General features: G+C 68.6%; 14 protein-coding genes. 1 reads left to right on the forward strand and 13 read right to left on the reverse strand.

Annotated features, from left to right (window positions below; genetic code table 11):
* Positions 1–14: 14 nt before the first annotated feature.
* The 9 genes from AOZ06_RS26440 to metK are packed head-to-tail and all read right to left on the reverse strand — an operon-like array spanning position 15 to position 12,264.
* Positions 15–923, reverse strand: a complete 909-nt coding sequence (locus tag AOZ06_RS26440; RefSeq protein WP_054291870.1) for a bifunctional transcriptional activator/DNA repair enzyme AdaA — start codon at positions 921–923, stop codon at positions 15–17.
* Positions 920–2,335 (reverse strand): class I adenylate-forming enzyme family protein, encoded by a 1,416-nt coding sequence (locus AOZ06_RS26445; protein ID WP_054291871.1) that lies wholly within the window; start codon positions 2,333–2,335, stop codon positions 920–922. Before AOZ06_RS26445 ends, AOZ06_RS26440 begins: the two co-directional genes overlap by 4 nt.
* Positions 2,332–3,444 (reverse strand): 3-dehydroquinate synthase II family protein, encoded by a 1,113-nt coding sequence (locus AOZ06_RS26450; protein WP_054291872.1) that lies wholly within the window; start codon positions 3,442–3,444, stop codon positions 2,332–2,334. Before AOZ06_RS26450 ends, AOZ06_RS26445 begins: the two co-directional genes overlap by 4 nt.
* The gene (locus AOZ06_RS26455) at positions 3,441–4,256 is read right to left on the reverse strand and encodes a 2-amino-3,7-dideoxy-D-threo-hept-6-ulosonate synthase (RefSeq protein ID WP_054291873.1); all 816 of its coding nucleotides are present in this window, start codon (positions 4,254–4,256) and stop codon (positions 3,441–3,443) included. Before AOZ06_RS26455 ends, AOZ06_RS26450 begins: the two co-directional genes overlap by 4 nt.
* A gap of 42 nt (positions 4,257–4,298) precedes the next feature.
* The gene (locus AOZ06_RS26460; protein WP_054291874.1) at positions 4,299–4,943 is read right to left on the reverse strand and encodes an O-methyltransferase; all 645 of its coding nucleotides are present in this window, start codon (positions 4,941–4,943) and stop codon (positions 4,299–4,301) included.
* 44 nt (positions 4,944–4,987) lie between these two features.
* A complete protein-coding gene (gene ahcY / locus AOZ06_RS26465) occupies positions 4,988–6,466 on the reverse strand; it encodes an adenosylhomocysteinase (RefSeq protein ID WP_157233248.1) in 1,479 nt (492 codons plus the stop codon).
* A 23-nt stretch (positions 6,467–6,489) separates the two neighbouring features.
* Positions 6,490–10,041, reverse strand: coding sequence for a methionine synthase (gene metH / locus AOZ06_RS26470; RefSeq protein ID WP_054291876.1), 3,552 nt, complete (start codon positions 10,039–10,041; stop codon positions 6,490–6,492).
* On the reverse strand, positions 10,038–11,042 hold the full coding sequence (locus tag AOZ06_RS26475; RefSeq protein WP_054291877.1) for a carbohydrate kinase family protein: 1,005 nt from the start codon (positions 11,040–11,042) through the stop codon (positions 10,038–10,040). Before AOZ06_RS26475 ends, metH begins: the two co-directional genes overlap by 4 nt.
* Positions 11,043–11,070: 28 nt before the next feature.
* Positions 11,071–12,264, reverse strand: a complete 1,194-nt coding sequence (metK, locus tag AOZ06_RS26480; protein ID WP_054291878.1) for a methionine adenosyltransferase — start codon at positions 12,262–12,264, stop codon at positions 11,071–11,073.
* Positions 12,265–12,584: 320 nt separating this feature from the next.
* Here metK and AOZ06_RS26485 point away from each other — a divergent pair, with 320 nt between their 5' ends.
* Positions 12,585–13,391, forward strand: a complete 807-nt coding sequence (locus AOZ06_RS26485; RefSeq protein ID WP_054291879.1) for an AfsR/SARP family transcriptional regulator — start codon at positions 12,585–12,587, stop codon at positions 13,389–13,391.
* 13 nt (positions 13,392–13,404) lie between these two features.
* Here the strand turns inward: AOZ06_RS26485 and AOZ06_RS26490 are convergent, their stop codons facing one another.
* The 4 genes from AOZ06_RS26490 to AOZ06_RS26505 form a co-directional block, all read right to left on the reverse strand.
* On the reverse strand, positions 13,405–13,968 hold the full coding sequence (locus AOZ06_RS26490; RefSeq protein ID WP_054291880.1) for an RNA polymerase sigma factor: 564 nt from the start codon (positions 13,966–13,968) through the stop codon (positions 13,405–13,407).
* Positions 13,969–14,256: 288 nt separating this feature from the next.
* Entirely contained in the window at positions 14,257–15,564 is a 1,308-nt protein-coding gene (locus tag AOZ06_RS26495; RefSeq protein WP_054291881.1) for a GH1 family beta-glucosidase, read from the reverse strand.
* A gap of 4 nt (positions 15,565–15,568) precedes the next feature.
* On the reverse strand, positions 15,569–16,384 hold the full coding sequence (locus AOZ06_RS26500) for a carbohydrate ABC transporter permease (protein ID WP_054291882.1): 816 nt from the start codon (positions 16,382–16,384) through the stop codon (positions 15,569–15,571).
* Positions 16,381–17,355 (reverse strand): carbohydrate ABC transporter permease, encoded by a 975-nt coding sequence (locus AOZ06_RS26505; RefSeq protein WP_054291883.1) that lies wholly within the window; start codon positions 17,353–17,355, stop codon positions 16,381–16,383. Before AOZ06_RS26505 ends, AOZ06_RS26500 begins: the two co-directional genes overlap by 4 nt.
* Positions 17,356–17,357: the final 2 nt, after the last annotated feature.

A 17,357-nucleotide genomic window follows, 5' to 3' on the forward strand; every position in this document is an offset into this window, starting at 1 on the left:
CGGGAAGGCGGACCTCAGGCGGAACCGGCGTCTCCGGTCACGGGCCGCATGACCACGAGCCTGGATCCACCGGTCGCCGGCAGGTCGCGCAGGGCCTCGCGCACCCGCTGGCACAGAACCGCGGCCCGCACGTCCCGGGGGAGCGCACGCGCCGCGAGCGGCGGTTCGGCGCACGACAGAGCCTCGTCCACGCGCAGGGCCAAGGCCCGGTGCGCCGCGCTCACCTGGGCGTTCGGGAACCGGGAACGCAGCCGGAACAGCAGGGCGGCGGTGTCGTCGCCGCCGAGCAGAACCGCGCACACGCCTCGGTCGGCCGCGGCGACGAGCACGGTCCCCATCGAGCACTGGGTGACGTGGTAGTGGATGCGCGTGCCGTCGCCGCCGGAACGGAAGCTCGTGGGCGTCATGCCCAGTATTTCCGGTGAGGTGGCGTAGAAGCGGCCGTTGGAGTTGAAACCGGCGTCGTAGATCGCGTCGGTCACGTTGTCGGCGCCCGACAGTTGCGCCCGCATGCGCTGGGAGCGGCAGGCCGTGATGTAGGAATGCGGTGTCAGCCCGGTCATCGCCTTGAACACGCGGTGGAAGTGGAACCGGCTGAACCCCGCGGCGTCCGCCAGGTCGTCCAGGCTGGGCGCGTCCTGCGTGCCGTCGATGACCCGGCAGGCCCGGACCACGGCCGCGGTGTGCCGTTCGTGCAAGGTCGGCTGGTCCGGACGGCAACGGCGGCACGGGCGGAAACCGGCCGACTCGGCCTCGGCGATGGTGGCGAAGCTCAGCACCTGGTCCCGCTGCGCGGGCCGGATCACGCAGGACGGTCTGTTGTAGACGTCCGTGGTCTGATCCGCGTAGAAGAACGTGCCGTCGGCACGGCGATCCCGCCGGGTGACAGCACGCCAGCCTTCGTCGCTGATGACGCCGGTCACTGCTCGCCCTCCCGGATCGCGTCACGGATCAGGGCACGGGTGCGCTGAGCCTTGCCGTTGGCGGTGCGGGGAAGCGAGCGCACGACGTGCAGACGTGAGGGCGCACGGCTGCCGCGCATCAGCCGGCGGCACCATTCGACGAGATCGATGTGAGCCAGCGCGGGCGACCCGGTGACGTGTGCCTCGATGGTGTCGAGCCCGGTCACGACCGCTTCGTCGACGTCCCTGTGCGAGCGCAGCACCCGTTCGATCTCCAGCAGTTCGCCCTCGGCGTAGCGGTCGGCCCGCTCGGCGCCCACGCGACCGTGCAGGCTCAGCACACCCGTGTCCGGGTCCAGCCGCACACGGTCCTGAGTGGACATCCAGCCGCCGAGCCACGGTTCCACATCGGTCAGGTAGGGCGACTGCGCCAGGTGAATCTGCAGGACGCCGTCGTTGACCCTCGACCGCACACCGGGTATGGGGCGGCCGACGTGGGGAGGGCCTTGCACACCGCGCAGATCCGCGGCGATGATACCGGTCTCCGTGGTGCCGTACACCTGCCCGATCCGCACTCCGTAGCGGCGCGCGAACCGCACGAACACACTGGAGTGCAGGGGTTCGCCGCCTGAGACCGCGACGCGAAGCGCGGGCAGGGACGGCGTGCCCGGCACGGCACTGAGCCGTTCGTAGTGCCGTGGTGTGCCGATGAGTACCTGGGCGTCACGTGCGACCGCCAGTACGCGCTTGGGCACGACGGAGACCGGGAACACCAGGGGAGCGCCGCAGTCGAGACCGTGCAGCACGCCCCCGATCAGTTCGAACGAGTGCGCCCACGAACTGAGCAGCAGCACGGTCTCGCCCCTGCGGGGCATGTCGTCCAGCATCGCGAGCCGGTCGACCTCGGTGAGCAGCGAGTCCGCCGTCCGCCCGATTATCTTGCCGCGGCCGGTGGTCCCGGACGACAGGTGCACGAGGCAGTGGTCGGTGGTGGCGGGGACGCCGCCCCGGCGGCGGGTGAGCATCACCTCGCACTCGTCGGTGAACGGGTCGTTGATCCGGTTGGAACGGCCGAAGCGCAGGGTGAACTGCGGGTGTGACTCGTCGAGTGCCGCCGCCATGTCCTTGGGCCCCAGCCGCTGTTCCAGCATGGTCACCTGCGCCCCCAGCGACCACAGCGCGAACAGCGACCACAGCTGGGTGAAACTCGGTGTGCCGTGCAACGAAACGGTGCTGCGGAAGCCGACGCCCTGGCCCTGATAGGACTTGCGCAGCCACTCGACCTCCGTGCGCATCCGGCCCGCGGTCACCGTGGCGGTGCCGCGAGCCCACGGGGATTCGTCGGCGCTGCGCGTCAACAGCTCCTCGCCCCACCACGAGTGCGTACGCCCGGAGATCCCGGGCGCACGCCTCGTTGCGCCGGAGGTGGTCACTTCTCCACGCAGAACTCGCCAACCGGCCAGCCCACGTGGCGTTTGTCGGTGGCGACGTGGCCGAGCAGCTCGTCGCCGGGCTTGAGCTCGGTGACGTTGCGGACGGTCCCGCCCGGTCCGAGCAGCCGGACGTGCCAGTCGTCCTGCACGATCAGGTTGACCTGGACACCCTCGGCGGAGCTGGCCTTGATGCTCAGCAGCGGACGGGATTCCAGCTTGATCCGGCCGACCACGATCCGGCGGGTCCGGCCGTCGGCGCCCACCCCGAGTACCGCGCTGCCCGCTTTCAGCTCGCTGAGGTAGTTCGTGCGGTTGTCCTGCCCGAACACGTACGAGTGCAGCGCGCCCGCGTTGATCCGGAACGGCCGGGTGGGCATGTACGGCAGCGGGTGCGTCTCGCTGCAGCACAGGATGAACCCGTGGGCGTAGGAGCCCACGAGCATACCCTCGTCCTCCTCGAAGTGCGTGCACGTGTCGATGCACACGCGGTCACCGAGACCGAGGTGCTCGATCGAGTCCACGCTGAGCGTGGTCAGCTCCAGCGGCTCGGTCTTCGTCCGCAACAGGTCCATCAGGCTGAAGACGTCGTCGGCGTCGCGGGGCGCCAGCATCACGCCCTCCGAGCCCTTCTCCAGCACGTCGATGATGATCCCGGCTTCCTCGAGGTTGTCGGCGTGGCAGACCAGCTGCCCGGGGGAGCTGTCCGCGGCGGCGATCACGATCTCCAGCGGGATCTTGGTCGGGTCCTTGAACCGGACCACGGTGTGCGGCAGCGCGATCGCGGCGTGACAGGCCAGCGTCAGCGACTCGTCGTCGATCACGTCGACCAGTGCGGCCACGCTGTCGTCCCCGCCGCGGTGCGCCGCGCGCAACCGGTCGAGCTCGGACTGGTCGGCCGCGGTCCGCAACCTGATCAGGGCGTCGACCTCGGTGCCCGGTGCGGACCCGCCTGCCGACAGGAAGACCCGGCGAACCGTGGCGGGAAGCGTGCTGAGCAGCGTCTCGTCGTCGTGCACGATCCCGTCGGCCCTGGCGTGGATGGCCGCGTCCACGATGGACTCGCGCTGGTCTTCGGGGACGGTGCGGACGTCGATCCAGGCGAACTTCACAATGTACCTGCCAGGTGGGCTCGTAGCGCTGTCTCGGGGGTGAACTCCTCGCCGTGCACGATCGTGGCCAGCTGGTGGACCACCCGCCGCGGCGTGTCGTCGGTGAACACACGCCTGCCCACGGCCAGGCCGTGGCAGCCGACCGCCATCGCGGCCGTGGCGAAGTCGAACAGGCTCATGTCGTGCCCGTCGCCCCCGGCCACGACGACCGGGAGGGGAGAGGCAGCGGTGACCTCGGTCATCCGTTCGATCGGTGCGGCCAGCACCGTCTTGACGAGGTCGGCGCCCATGTCGGCGGCGATGCTGACCATGTGGGAGAGCTGTTGGGGACTGTTCGGGTGGATCACGCGGGGACCGCGGAGGTAGATCATGGCCAGCAGTGGCACGCCCCACTGGTCGCACGCGGACGCGACCGCGCCGAGGGCCGCCAGCTGGATGGCCTCGGTGTCGGAGCCGACGTTGACGTGCACGCTCACCGCGTCCGCGCCGAGCCGCAGCGCCTCCTCGACGTCGCTGACGAGGACTTTGGCGTCGCTGTCCACGGCGTGGTCGGTGCTGGCGGACAGGTGCACGATCAGCGCGCAGCCGCCGAGCAGCTCCGGCTCGATCGTCCGTGATCGTCCTTTGTGGACCACGATGGCGTCGGCCCCGCCCAGGCTGATGTCGCTGACGAGCTGGTTGAAGTCGGCCTCGTCGGTGATCGGGCCGTCGGCCATGGAGTGGTCGAGCGGGACGAACAGATATCGGTCGTCGCGTGGCCGCGACAGCCGCGCCATCCGCAGCGTCTTGCCTGTCAGTGGTGTTCTGGACATTGTCTCGCACCTGCGTTCGGGATCTGTTGTGCGTGGGGGAGTTCAGTCCGCGCTGTCGACCGGCCGCTTGCGGGCCAGCGTGATGCCGTCGCCGACGGAGAGCATCACGGCGTCCACGCGCTTGTCCGCGCAGACGTGCGCGTTGAACTCGCGCATGGTGCGAGCGTTCTCGTCGTCCGGATCGGTGACCACGGCGCCTGCCAGCAGCACGTTGTTGATCAGGATGGCGCCGCCCGGCCGGATGCGGGGGAGCAGTTCCTCGTAGTAGTCCAGGTATCCCGGCTTGTCCGCGCCGATGAAGGCGAGGTCGTGGTGCGGTTCGGGCGGCAGCGCGCGCAGCGTTTCGATGGCCGTGCCCAGCCTCAGGTCGATCTTCGCGGTCACGTTCTCGTGCGCCCACACCCGTTCGGCGACCGCGGTCCACTCCTGACTGACGTCGCAGGTGAGCACCCGGCCGCCGGCGGGCAGGCCACGGGCTATGCACAGTGTCGCGTAACCGGTGAACGTACCGATCTCGATGGCCTGCCTGGTGTTCGTCAACTGGGTGAGCAGCGTCAGCAACGCGCCCTTGTCGCGCCCGATCCGCATCCGGGCGCGCTCGACGAGGTCGCGGTGCACCTCGTCCACCTGTGTGCTGTGGTCGGCGATGTAGTCGTAAATCGCGTCGGTGACCGGGATCAGTCTCATGTCATCACCATCGCAGGCATCGATGAAGAACCGAGCGAGCTGGATCAGTAGCGGTAGTGCTCGTCCTTGAACGGCCCGTCGACGTCCACACCGATGTAGCCGGCCTGGTCGGCGGTCAGCGTGGTGAGCGAACCGCCCAGTGCCGCCAGGTGGATCCGGGCGACCTTCTCGTCGAGCCGCTTGGACAGCCGGACGACCTTCCTGCCGTGCTTCTCGTAGTTGGCGAACAGCTCCAGCTGGGCCAGCACCTGGTTGGTGAAGCTGCACGACATCACGAAGCTGGGATGGCCGGTGGCGTTGCCCAGGTTCATCAGCCTGCCTTCGGACAGCACGATGATGCTGTGCCCGTCGGGGAACGTCCACTCGTCGACCTGTGGCTTGATCACGACCCGGCGCACGCTGGTCCAGCCGGCCAGCCCGGCCATGTCCACCTCGTTGTCGAAGTGGCCGACGTTGCCCAGCACGGCCTGGTGCTTCATCCGGGCCATGTGCTCGACAGTGACGACGTCCTTGTTGCCGGTCGTGGTGATCACGATGTCGGCGGAGCCGATCACCTGGTCGAGCGTGCGGACCTCGTATCCGTCCATGGCCGCCTGCAGCGCGCAGATCGGGTCGATCTCGGTCACGACCACCCGGGCGCCCTGCCCGCGCAGGGACTCGGCGGCGCCCTTGCCCACGTCACCGTAACCGCAGACGACGGCCACCTTGCCGCCGATCAGGACGTCGGTGCCGCGGTTGATGCCGTCTATCAGCGAATGCCTGATGCCGTACCGGTTGTCGAACTTCGACTTGGTCACCGCGTCGTTGACGTCGATCGCCGGGAACAGCAGTTCGCCCGTTGCCGCGAGTTGCCGCAGCCGCAGCGCTCCCGTCGTGGTCTCCTCGGTGACACCGCGGATTCCGGCGGCCATCTTCGTCCACTTGTCCGTGCTCGCCTCGAGCGAGGCGCGCAGGATACCGAGAGTGACGCGCCACTCCTCGGAATCGCCGTGCCTCTCCGCCGGGACCGCGCCGTTCCTTTCGTACTCGACGCCCCGGTGCACGAGCTGGGTCGCGTCACCGCCGTCGTCGAGGATCATGTTCGGACCCGCGCCGTCCGGCCAGGTCAGCATGTTCTCCGTCGCCCACCAGTACTCCGGCAGCGTCTCGCCTTTCCAGGCGTACACCGACACACCTTGTGGCTGCTCCGCGGTCCCGTGTGGTCCGACGACGACGGCAGCGGCCGCGTGGTCCTGTGTGGAGAAAATGTTGCACGAGCACCAGCGCACTGCCGCACCCAGGATCACCAGCGTCTCGATGAGCACTGCCGTCTGCACGGTCATGTGCAGGGAACCGGAGATGCGGGCGCCGCGCAGCGGGCGCGTCCGGCCGTACTCCTGCCGCAGGGCCATCAGCCCGGGCATCTCGTGCTCGGCCAGCCGGATCTCGGCGCGCCCGAACGGGGCCAGTGACAGGTCGGCCACGGCGAAATCGAGGCCGACAGTGGCCCTGGCCTGGTGTGAAGGGGATACGACCGCGGTCATCGGGGACAGCTCCTCAGTGCGGGTCAGACGTTGAAGTACGTGGCTTCGGGGTGGTGCACGACGATGGCGTCGGTGGACTGCTCGGGATGCAGCTGGAACTCCTCGGAGAGCTTGACGCCGACGCGTTCGGGCCGCAGCAGGTCGACGACCTTGGCGCGGTCATCCAGGTCGGGACAGGCGCCGTAGCCGAGGGAGAACCGGGCACCGCGGTAGCCGAGCTTGAAGTAGTCCGCGAGGTCAGCCGGGTCCTCAGCCGACAGCGCGGTGCCGTCGGGCAGGTGGAGCTCCTCCCGCATGCGGCGGTGCCAAAGCTCGGCGAGGGCCTCGGTGAGCTGCACGCCCAGGCCGTGGACCTCCAGGTAGTCGCGGTAGGAGTCGTTGGCGAACAGCTCGTTGGCCGCGTCGGCGATCGGCTGGCCCATCGTGACGAGGCTGAACCCGACCACGTCGACCTCACCCGCCGCCACGGCGGCGGCCTTCGGCCGGAAGAAGTCGGCGAGGCAGAGCCTGCGTTCCTTGCTCTGCCGGGGGAAGGTGAACCGGGTGCGTTCGGGTGCGCCCACGTCCGGCTCGGTGAGCAGGACGAGGTCGTCGCCGTCGGCGACGCACGGGAAGTAGCCGTAGACCACGGCGGCGTGCGCGAGGGCTTTCTCCGTGGCGAGCCGCTCCATCCAGTACCGCAGCCTGGGCCGTCCGTCCGTCTCGACCAGTTCCTCGTAGGTGGGGCCGGTGCCGGCGCGGGCGCCCCGCAGGCCCCACTGGCCCATGAAGGTCGCACGTTCGTCGAGCATGGACGCGTACTGCGCGACCGGGATCCCCCGCACGATCCGGTTGCCCCAGAACGGCGGGGCCGGCAGCGGCAGGTCGACGGACACTGCGGAGCGGGCCGCTGGCGGCGGTTCGTCCTCGTCGACCGCCTTGCGTTGGCGGGATTCGGCGATCCGCAGCGAACGCTCGCGACGGGTCCGGCGTTCGGTGACCTTGGCTTGCATCTGCTCGTCGGCCACGGGTGACCCGCCGCGTTTGACGCCCATGATGGCCTCCATCAGCCGGAGGCCTTCGAAGGCGTCACGGGCGTAGCGGACGTCACCGGTGTACATGTCGTTGAGGTCGTTCTCCACGTACGCGCGGGTGAGCGCGGCGCCGCCGAGCAGGACGGGCCAGCGGTCGCCGACCCCGCGGGAGTTCATCTCCGACAAGTTGTCCTTCATGATCACAGTGGACTTGACCAGCAGCCCGGACATGCCGATCACGTCGGCGCTGTGCTCGTCGGCGGCGTCGAGGATCGTGCCGATGGGTTGCTTGGTGCCCAGGTTGACCACGTCGTAGCCGTTGTTGGTGAGGATGATGTCGACGAGGTTCTTGCCGATGTCGTGCACGTCGCCCTTGACCGTGGCGAGCACGATGCGGCCCTTGCCGTCCGCGTCGGTCTTCTCCATGTGCGGCTCGAGGCACGCGACAGCCGCCTTCATCACCTCCGCCGACTGCAGCACGAACGGCAGCTGCATCTGCCCGGAACCGAACAGTTCCCCCACGGTCTTCATGCCGGCCAGCAAGGTCTCGTTGATGATCAGCAACGCTGGTTTCTCGGTCAGCGCGGCGTCGAGGTCGGTGTCCAGCCCCTTGCGTTCACCGTCGACGATGCGCCGTTCGAGCCGCGCGAACAACGGCAGCGCCGCCAGTTCCTGTGCCCGGCTCTCCTTCGACGAGGCCACGGAGGCGCCTTCGAACAGGCCCATCAGTTCCTGCAGCGGGTCGTAGCCCTCGCGGCGGCGGTCGTAGACCAGATCCAGTGCGACATCCCGCTGCCGGTCGGGGATCCGGGCCAGCGGGATGATCTTCGACGCGTGCAGGATCGCGGTGTCCAGCCCGGCCTGCACGCTCTCGTGCAGGAACACCGAGTTGAGGACCTGGCGAGCGGCCGGGTTGAGCCCGAACGACACGTTCGACACACCCAGCGTCGTCTGCACCCTCGGATAGCGGCGTTTGAGCTCGGAGATGGCCGCGATGGTCTCGATGGCGTCCCTGCGGACCTCCTCCTGCCCAGTGGTGATCGGGAAGGTCAGGCAGTCGACGATGATGTCGTCGATCCGCATTCCCCAGTCCCGCACCAGGTCGTCGATGATCCGGGCGGCGATCCCGACCTTGTTGCCGGCGGTGCGCGCCTGGCCCTCCTCGTCGATGCACATCACCACGACCGCCGCGCCGTGCTCGCGCACGAGCGTCATGGTTCGCTGGAAGCGGGATTCCGGCCCGGTCCCGTCCTCGTAGTTCACCGAGTTGATCGTGCACCGGCCACCGAGGCGCTCCAGCCCGGCGAGGATCACCTCCGGCTCGGTCGAATCCAGCACGATCGGCAGCGTCGACGCGGTCGCGAACCGGAAGGCCAGTTCGTCCATGTCCTTCGCGCCGTCGCGGCCCACGTAGTCCACGCACAGGTCGAGCACGTGCGCGCCGTCGCGGGTCTGCCTGCGGGCGATGTCGACGCAGTCGTCCAGCTTCCCGGCCAGCATGGCGTCGCGGAACGCCTTGGAACCGTTGGCGTTGGTGCGTTCGCCGATCACCAGCACCGAGGCGTCCTGCTGGAACGGCACCGCCTGGTACAGCGACGACACGCCGGGCTCGGGATTGGCCTCGCGGGGAGTCGGTGCCAGGTCCCGAACGGCGTCGGCGACCTGGCGGATGTGCTCGGTGGTCGTCCCGCAGCACCCGCCGACCAGCCGTACACCGAACTCGGTGACGAACCGCGACAACGCGACAGCCAGTTCCTCGGGCCCGAGCGGGTATTGCGCGCCCTTCGGGCCGAGTTGCGGCAGTCCGGCGTTGGGCATGACCGCCAGCGGGATACGTGCCTGTTTGGCCAGTGTCCGCAGGTGCTCGCTCATCTCGTCCGGCCCGGTGGCGCAGTTCAGGCCGATCAGGTCGATACCCAGCGGTTCCAGCGCGGTCAGCGCGGCGCCGATCTCGGAGCCGAGCAGCATCGTCCCGGTCGTCTCCACCGTGACCTCGGTGATGATCGGCACGACCCGGCCGTCGGCGGCCATGGCGCGTTTGGCGCCGAGCACAGCGGCCTTGGTCTGCAACAGGTCCTGCGAGGTCTCCACGATGACCGCGTCAACGCCACCGACCAGCAGACCGCGCACCTGCTGCTCGTAGGCGTCCCGCAGGACGGCGTACCGGACGTGGCCGAGGGTCGGCAGCTTCGTGCCGGGGCCGACGGACCCCAGGACGAACCGCGGCCAGTCCGGGGTGGTGAACTCGTCGGCGACCTCCCTGGCGAGCCGGGCACCGATCTCCGACAGTTCGTGGATGCGCTCGGCGATGCCGTACTCGGCCAGGTTGGCCAGGTTCGCGCCGAAGGTGTTCGTCTCCACCGCGTCCGCGCCTGCCGCGAGGTAGTCGCGGTGGACCTGGCGCACCACCTCGGGGCGGGTGACGTTGAGGATCTCGTTGCAGCCTTCGAAACCCTGGAAGTCGTCCAGGGACAGGTCGATGGACTGCAGCATCGTGCCCATCGCGCCGTCGGCGACGAGGACACCGTCCGCGATCGTGGCGAGCACCGGCGAATCGGTCACTGTCCCACCACCGCGGCGGGGATGTTCCCGGGCAGGTGCGGACTGACCTCGGCCGCGGCCACCGGTCCGTACGCGGCGGAGAACCGGGCCAGCAGCCCTGCGGCGTCCACTTCGTACTCCTGGGAACCCAGGCTCGCCAGCGACACCGACGCCAGCGCGCACCCGATCTGGGCCGACCGGTCGACGGCCAGCCCCCAGGAGCGGCCCGCGAGGAAACCCGCGCGGAACGCGTCGCCCGCCCCGGTCGGATCCACTTTCGCGGTCACCTTGGCTGCGGTGACCGTGCGGACCTCGCCCGCCGCGGACTCGATGCGCGCGCCCTGCTCGCCGAGCGTGGTGATCCAGGTGCCGACTTCGTCCAGCACGCGACCGGCGGTCCACTTCGTCCTGGAGAGCAGCAGATCGCGCTCGTACTCGTTGGTGAACAGGTATGTGGCGCCGGTGACGAGGGTGCGGATCTCATGCGGTGTCATCCTGGCCAGTTGCTGCGACGGGTCCGCGGCGAAGACGTAGCCGCGGTCCCGGCATTCCTCGGTGTGGCGGACCATCGCGGCTGGGTCGTTCGGCGCGATCACCACCAGGTCGAGACCGCCGGTGCGGGCGGCGACCGGGGCCAGTTCGATCTCCCGCGCCTCCGCCATCGCCCCGGAGTAGAAGGAGGCGATCTGGTTGTGGTAGTCGTCGGTGGTGCACAGGAACCGCGCGGTGAACTTGGTCTGTGACACCCGCACCGACCCGGTGTCCACGCCGTGGCGCTCCAGCCAGGAGCGGTAGTCGGCGAAATCGTGGCCGGCCGCGCCGACCAGCGCCGGGCGCAGGCCGAGCATTCCCATGCCGAAGCAGATGTTCGCGGCCGCGCCACCGCGCCGGATGTCGAGCCGGTCGACCAGGAACGACAGCGAGAGCCGGTCCAGTTTGTCGGCGATGAAGTGCTCAGCGAACCGTCCTGGGTAGACCATCAGGTGATCGGTCGCGATCGATCCGGTTATCGCTACACGCATTGTGCTTCCCGCCGTAGGGTGTTCACCGTCAGTTGGTGGCTGCCTGCTTGAGATCGTCCGCGCGATCGGTTCGCTCCCACGGCAAATCCAGTTCGGGGCGGCCGAAGTGGCCGTACGCGGCCGTCTGCGCGTAGATCGGCCGCAGCAGGCCGAGGTCCCTGATGATCGCGGCGGGCCGCAGGTCGAACACGTCGCGGATGGCCGACCAGATCCGCTCGGGGGACACGTTCTCCGTGCCGAACGTCTCCACGAACAACCCGACCGGGGCCGCCTTGCCGATCGCGTACGCGACCTGCACCTCGATCCGGGAGGCGAGGCCGGCCGCGACCACGTTCTTGGCCACCCACCGCATCGCGTAGGCAGCCGATCGGTCTACTTTGGACGGGTCCTTGCCGGAGAAGGCGCCGCCGCCGTGGCGCGCCATGCCGCCGTAGGTGTCCACGATGATCTTGCGGCCGGTCAGGCCCGCGTCACCCATCGGCCCGCCGATCACGAACCGGCCGGTCGGGTTGACCAGCAGCCGCACGTCATCCGTGGCCAGCTCCAGCCCGGCGATCTCGGGTGCCAGCACGTGCCCGCGCATGTCGGCGCCGAGCAGCCGCTCCAGGTCCACGCCCTCGGCGTGCTGGCTGGACACCACCACGGTGTCCAGCCGGACCGCCTTGTGCCGGGCGTACTCGATGGTCACCTGGGTCTTGCCGTCCGGCCGCAGATACGGCATCACGCCGTCCTTGCGTACCTTCGTCAGGCGGTGGGCCAGCCGGTGCGCGAGCGCGATCGGCAGCGGCATCAGCTCCGGCGTGTCGGTGCACGCGTAGCCGAACATCAGGCCCTGGTCACCCGCGCCTTGCAGGTCGATCTCGTCGGAGGCGTTCTCCATCCGCGTCTCGTAGGCCGCGTCCACACCTTGCGCGATGTCGGGCGACTGGGAGCCGATGGCCACGTTGACACCGCACGAGTTGCCGTCGAACCCCTTCGCGGACGAGTCGTACCCGATCTTGAGAATCGTGTCGCGGACGATGGCGGGGATGTCCACGTACGCCGTGGTGGTCACCTCTCCCGCGACGTGCACCTGGCCTGTGGTGACCAGGGTTTCCACCGCGACCCGGGAGTGCGGATCCGACGCCAGCAACGCGTCAAGGATCTCGTCGCTGACGGCGTCGCAGATTTTGTCCGGATGCCCTTCGGTCACCGATTCCGACGTGAAGAGATGTTTGTGCACTGCGGCTCCCCGTGGATCGCGCCCAGCAGGCACGCTTGGCGATGGACTCTGCTTCGCATACTCGGGCAATGCGCTGAAGGTTCACTGGAGACCCCGCGCCGAGATCCACATTTCCGCGAAAACACCGGGGCCAAATGGACCGGAGATGCCGTATTTCGTTCGGCGGCTGTGTGCGGGACGTCAATAACAGTGATTTCGGGGTCTTCGTCGTGAATATTTCTGGACACCTGTCATCGAAATCGCTTTGTTGACCCTGCTGGCGTACTCTGCGACCGGAGCGGTTGGTGGGGCTGCCGCCGTCTCGAAAACGGGGAGTACGGATGGAATTCGGTGTGCTTGGTCCGCTTTTACTCGTGCACGGTGACGCGTGCTGTGTGCCGACGGCGCCCAAGGGGCGGCAACTGCTGGCGTTTCTGATGGTCAACGCGAACCAGATTGTTCCGGTGCGCGCGTGCGTCGACGAACTCTGGCAGGCCAACCCGCCCAAGAGCGCCGTGTCGACCCTGCAGACCTACGTGCTGCAGATCCGGCGGCTGCTGCGCGCGGCGACCCCGCACGACGACCACGAGGTTCTCGCCACCCACAACCGGAGCTACCAGCTGCACGTCCTGGTGGAGGGCTTCGACCGCGCCGCGTTCGAGTCCGAAGTGGGCAGTGCCCGCGCGGCCGCCCGCCGAGGCGACGACCGGCACGCCGCCGACCTGTTCGACTCCGCGTTGGGCCTGTGGCGGGGGCCCGCGTTGATCGACGTGCCGGACGGCCCGGTGATCGCGGCGCACCGGGTGGAGCTGGAGGAGGCCCGGTTCGGTGTGCTGGAACAACGCGTCGAGGCGCATCTGCGGCTCGGCAGGCACCGCGAACTGCTCGCCGAGCTGGCGACCCGCGCCGACGACTATCCCATGCGCGAGAACGTGCAGGCCCAGCTCATGGTCGCGCTGTACCGCTCGGGCAGGCCCGCGCAGGCGATCGAGATGTTCCACCGGCTGCGCGGGCTGTTGTTCGACGAGTTCGGTCTCGACCCGGTGCCGCGGATGCGGCGACTGTACGAAGCGATCCTCGTGGCCGACCCGGTGCTGGAGGTGCCCGTGCCCCGGCAGCGCGAGGAGTCGTTGCGCGTCGCCGGCTGAGCAGTCGCGCGGATCAGCGGTAGCGGCTGGCGTACATGCCCCGCAGCGCCCGCAGACCACGACAGGTATGGGATTTCGCGGTCCCTTCCGGGATGTGCATCAAGGTGGCCACCTCGGCGACAGGCAGTCCGACGACGTGCCGCAGCGCCACCGCGACCCGCTGGTCGTCCGGCAACCGCCACATCAAGCCGGTCAGTTCGCGCCGGGTCTCACTGGCCGTGACCTGCTGCTCGACGCTCTGGCCGGCGGCTGGTTCGTCGGCTACGCCGGCCACCAGCGTCTGCGGCGGGCGCCTGCTCGCGCTGCGCACGCTGTTGCGCCAGGTGTTGAGCATGATCGTGAGCAACCACGACTGGGGCCGCAGCGCGAGAATGCGCCACCGCTCGTAGCCGCGCAGCGCGACGTAGGCACGCAGAAACGACTCGGCGGCGAGCTCTTCGGCCTCCGCGGCATTGCCACTGGCCCGCATCGCGGCGGCGAACAGGACACCTTCGTAGGTGTGCACCAGATCGGCGAATCCGGGGTCGAGGTCGTCGGCGAGGGCCGCGAGCAGGACATCGGTCGCCTCGATTGCCATGTGCTCCCTCATCTCATTTCGTGGCCCAGCGGACATTCCGGACGACATGTTGGCGGAGCCGTACAGCGGATGGCGGTACCCGCCAATGTCGAGAGTAGTAGACTGAAGCCAGTTACCCCAGACCTCGGTGGCGCGGACCGCGAGCCGAGGTCTTTCTCGTGGAATGGGGCTTGATGCTGCCCTGGCGGATTCCGATGCGTGTCGGGAATCTCCGCTCCGGCGCGTCACGTCATTTTCTGGCTGAGCTTGAAACCCTCTTGGGTGCGTATTTGTCGCGTTATTGACAGGTCAGGGCAGTGCATTCGCGGCGATCACGCGGGCGTACCAGTGCGCACTCGTCTTGGTGGTGCGGACCTGGGTCCGGAAGTCCACGTGCACCATTCCGAACCGCTTGGCGTACCCCTCGGCCCACTCGAAGTTGTCCATCAACGACCACAGGAAGTACCCACGCAGGTCCACGCCCTGATCGATCGCGCCGAGTGCCGCGCGCAGATGCCCGTCGAGGTACGAGACACGGTCGGTGTCGTCGATCCCGGGGAAAGCCGCGCCGTTCTCGGTGATGTACACAGGCAATCCGGGATAGTCCCGCCGCAGCCGGACGAGCAGTTCGGTCAGGCCTGCCGGGACGATGTCCCAGCCGCTGTCCGTCTTCGGCAGGCCGCGGTCGGGGAACCGGACGTGCTCGGAACCGACCCACGGCGACGGCGACTCGGCATCGGCCCCCGGCGCCACGTGGATGTCGCGGTAGTAGTTGACGCCGAGCAGATCCATCGGCTGGCGGATCAGTTCGAGGTCCCCCGGCTTGATCGTTTCCGGCAGGCCGTGGGGCGCGAGGTCGGTCAGCACGTCGTCCGGGTACGTGCCGCGCACGACAGGATCGAGGAACAACCGGTTCTGCAGCCCGTCGATCCGCCGGACCGCGTCGGCGGCCAGGGGATCGGCCGGGTCGTCGCAGTGCACGGGGAACAGGTTGAGCGTGATGCCTGCCTGCGCCGAGGGCGCGGACGACCGGATGGCGTGCATCGCGATTCCGTGACCCAGCAGCAGGTGGTGGGCGGCTGCGACCGCCGCGTTCGGCTCCGTGCGGCCCGGGGCGTGGATCCCTGACGCGTAACCGAGGAAAGCCGCGCACCACGGTTCGTTCAAGGTGATCCAGTTCGGCACTCGGTCGCCCAGCCGGCGCAGTACTGTCTCCGCGTAGTCGCCGAAGTGGTAAGCGGTGTCGCGGTTGGCCCAGCCGCCGGTTTCCTCGTGGACCTGGGGGAGATCCCAGTGGTACAGCGTGGCCCACGGTTCGATGCCGTTGGCCAGCAGCGTGTCCACGAGCCGGTCGTAGAAGCCGAGATCGGCCACCCGCGGCCAGGCGACGGAGAACCGGTACGCCCGCAGGCCGAGCCGGGCCATCATGCGCACGTCCTGTTCCATCAGCCGGTAGTGATCGGCGGCCACGTCGCCGGTGTCGCCACCGGTCACGGCTCCCGGCACGCGGCAGAACGCGTCCCAGATCGAGGGCACCCGGCCGTCGGCCGTGCCGGCTCCTTCGACCTGGTACGCGGCGGTCGCCGCGCCCCACACGAATCCGTCGGGAAACGTCACGGTTTCATCCCTTCACGGCACCTTGCATGATCCCGGCGACGATCTGCCTGCCGAGTGCGACGAAAACGACCAGGACCGGGATCGTCGCCAGTGTGGTCCCGGCGAGCACGAGCGAGTAGTCGACGTAGTAGCCGCTTTGCAGCTTCTCCAGCGCCACCTGCACTGTCGGGTTGCCCGCGTCCAGCACGATCAGCGGCCAGAGGAAGTCGTTCCACGCCGTCATGAACGTGAACATGCCGAGGAACGCGGCGGCGGGCCGGACCGCGGGCAGGCAGACGTGCCAGTAGATCCGGATCATGCTGCACCCGTCCACCCGCGCGGCCTCGACGAGTTCGAACGGCACAGCGTCCACTGTGTACTGGCGCATCCAGAACACGCCGAGCGCGGTGACCAGGCTGGGAACCGTCACCGCCGCCAGGCCGCCCACCCAGCCGAAGTCGGCCATGGACATGTACAGCGGGATGATGCCCAGCTGCGTCGGCACAGCGAGGGTCGCGACGACGAACAGGAACAACGGGTCACGGCCGCGGAACCGCAGTTTGGCGAACGCGAACCCCGCCAAAGTGGAGAACAAGACCGTCGAGAAGGTGACCGAACCGGCCACGACCACGCTGTTGACCAGCGCCTTCCAGAACTCGACGGAGTCGAACACGCGCTGTGCGTTGGCCCAGAAGTTGCCTCCGGGCACCAGCGGCGGCAGCCGGTCGGTGAGCATGCCGCTGTCGCGGCTGGCGACCAGGTAGGACCAGTAGAAGGGGAAGGCCGAGCCCAGCACGAACGCGCCCAGCAGGCCGTATGTCCAGAACCCCGCTCGTTTCATCGCGCCAGCCGCCTGGTCAGCAGGAAGTTCAGCGAGGCGACCACCAGGATCACCAGGAACAGCACCCACGCCATCGCCGAGGCGTAGCCGAAGTGCTGGCTTTCGAACGCGGTCTGGTACATGTACAGGGTCACCGTCTGGAACTGGTTGGTCGAGCCGCCGTTGTTGGAGCCGGGCATGGCGTCGAACAGCTTGGGCTCGGTGAAGATCTGCAGGCCGCCGATGGTGGACGTGACCACGACGAAGATCAGCGTAGGCCGCAGCAGCGGCAGCGTGATGGCGAAGAAGCGCCGCACGGGGGAGGCGCCGTCGACCACCGCGGCCTCGTGCACCTGCTGGGGGATCGCCTTCATCGCGGCGAGGATGATCAGCGCGTTGTACCCGGTCCAGCGCCAGTTGACCATGATCGCGATGGCGATGTGGCTGGCGAACCGGTTGGCCTGCCAGTCCACCCGGTCGAGGCCGAACAGCTCGAACACCGAGTTGACCAGGCCGTAGTGGGGGCCGAACAGGTTGGCGAAGATGATCCCGATGGCCACGAGCGACGCCGCGTACGGCAGCAACACGCCCACCCGCCACGCCGTCGGCAGCCGCAACCGTGCGTTCAGCAACGCCGCCAGCAGCACAGCGATCACGACCTGCGGCCCGCTGGAGAGCAGGAAGATGCTCACGGTGTTGGTGAGCGTCTTGTAGAACTGGTCGTCGCCGAACAGCTCGACGTAGTTCCCGAACCCGATGAACTCCGGGTGGTCGGCGCCGAGCTCCCAGTCGAACATCGAGACGTACCCGGTGTACAGCAACGGGAACAGCCCGACGACGCCGAACACGAGGAAAAATGGGGCGATGTAGAGGTACGGGGATGCTTTGACGTCCCACCGCGAGAACCGGTCCCGCCACGGTGGCGAACGCCGCGGCGGGACGACCGGTTTGTCTGCTGTGGACGGTGCGGGGCGCGCCGCCGTCTGTGACATCG

It is taken from the genome of Kibdelosporangium phytohabitans (assembly GCF_001302585.1).
GTDB lineage: Bacteria > Actinomycetota > Actinomycetes > Mycobacteriales > Pseudonocardiaceae > Kibdelosporangium > Kibdelosporangium phytohabitans.

What these genes read in the sequence shown, in the direction of transcription:
- AOZ06_RS26505 (WP_054291883.1), bottom strand. Translation starts at nt 17,355, where the DNA reads ATGTCACAGACGGCGGCGCGCCCCGCACCGTCCACAGCAGACAAACCG.
- AOZ06_RS26455 (WP_054291873.1), bottom strand. Translation starts at nt 4,256, where the DNA reads ATGTCCAGAACACCACTGACAGGCAAGACGCTGCGGATGGCGCGGCTG.
- ahcY (WP_157233248.1), bottom strand. Translation starts at nt 6,466, where the DNA reads ATGACCGCGGTCGTATCCCCTTCACACCAGGCCAGGGCCACTGTCGGC.
- AOZ06_RS26490 (WP_054291880.1), bottom strand. Translation starts at nt 13,968, where the DNA reads ATGGCAATCGAGGCGACCGATGTCCTGCTCGCGGCCCTCGCCGACGAC.
- AOZ06_RS26500 (WP_054291882.1), bottom strand. Translation starts at nt 16,384, where the DNA reads ATGAAACGAGCGGGGTTCTGGACATACGGCCTGCTGGGCGCGTTCGTG.
- AOZ06_RS26485 (WP_054291879.1), top strand. Translation starts at nt 12,585, where the DNA reads ATGGAATTCGGTGTGCTTGGTCCGCTTTTACTCGTGCACGGTGACGCG.
- AOZ06_RS26475 (WP_054291877.1), bottom strand. Translation starts at nt 11,042, where the DNA reads ATGCGTGTAGCGATAACCGGATCGATCGCGACCGATCACCTGATGGTC.
- AOZ06_RS26460 (WP_054291874.1), bottom strand. Translation starts at nt 4,943, where the DNA reads ATGAGACTGATCCCGGTCACCGACGCGATTTACGACTACATCGCCGAC.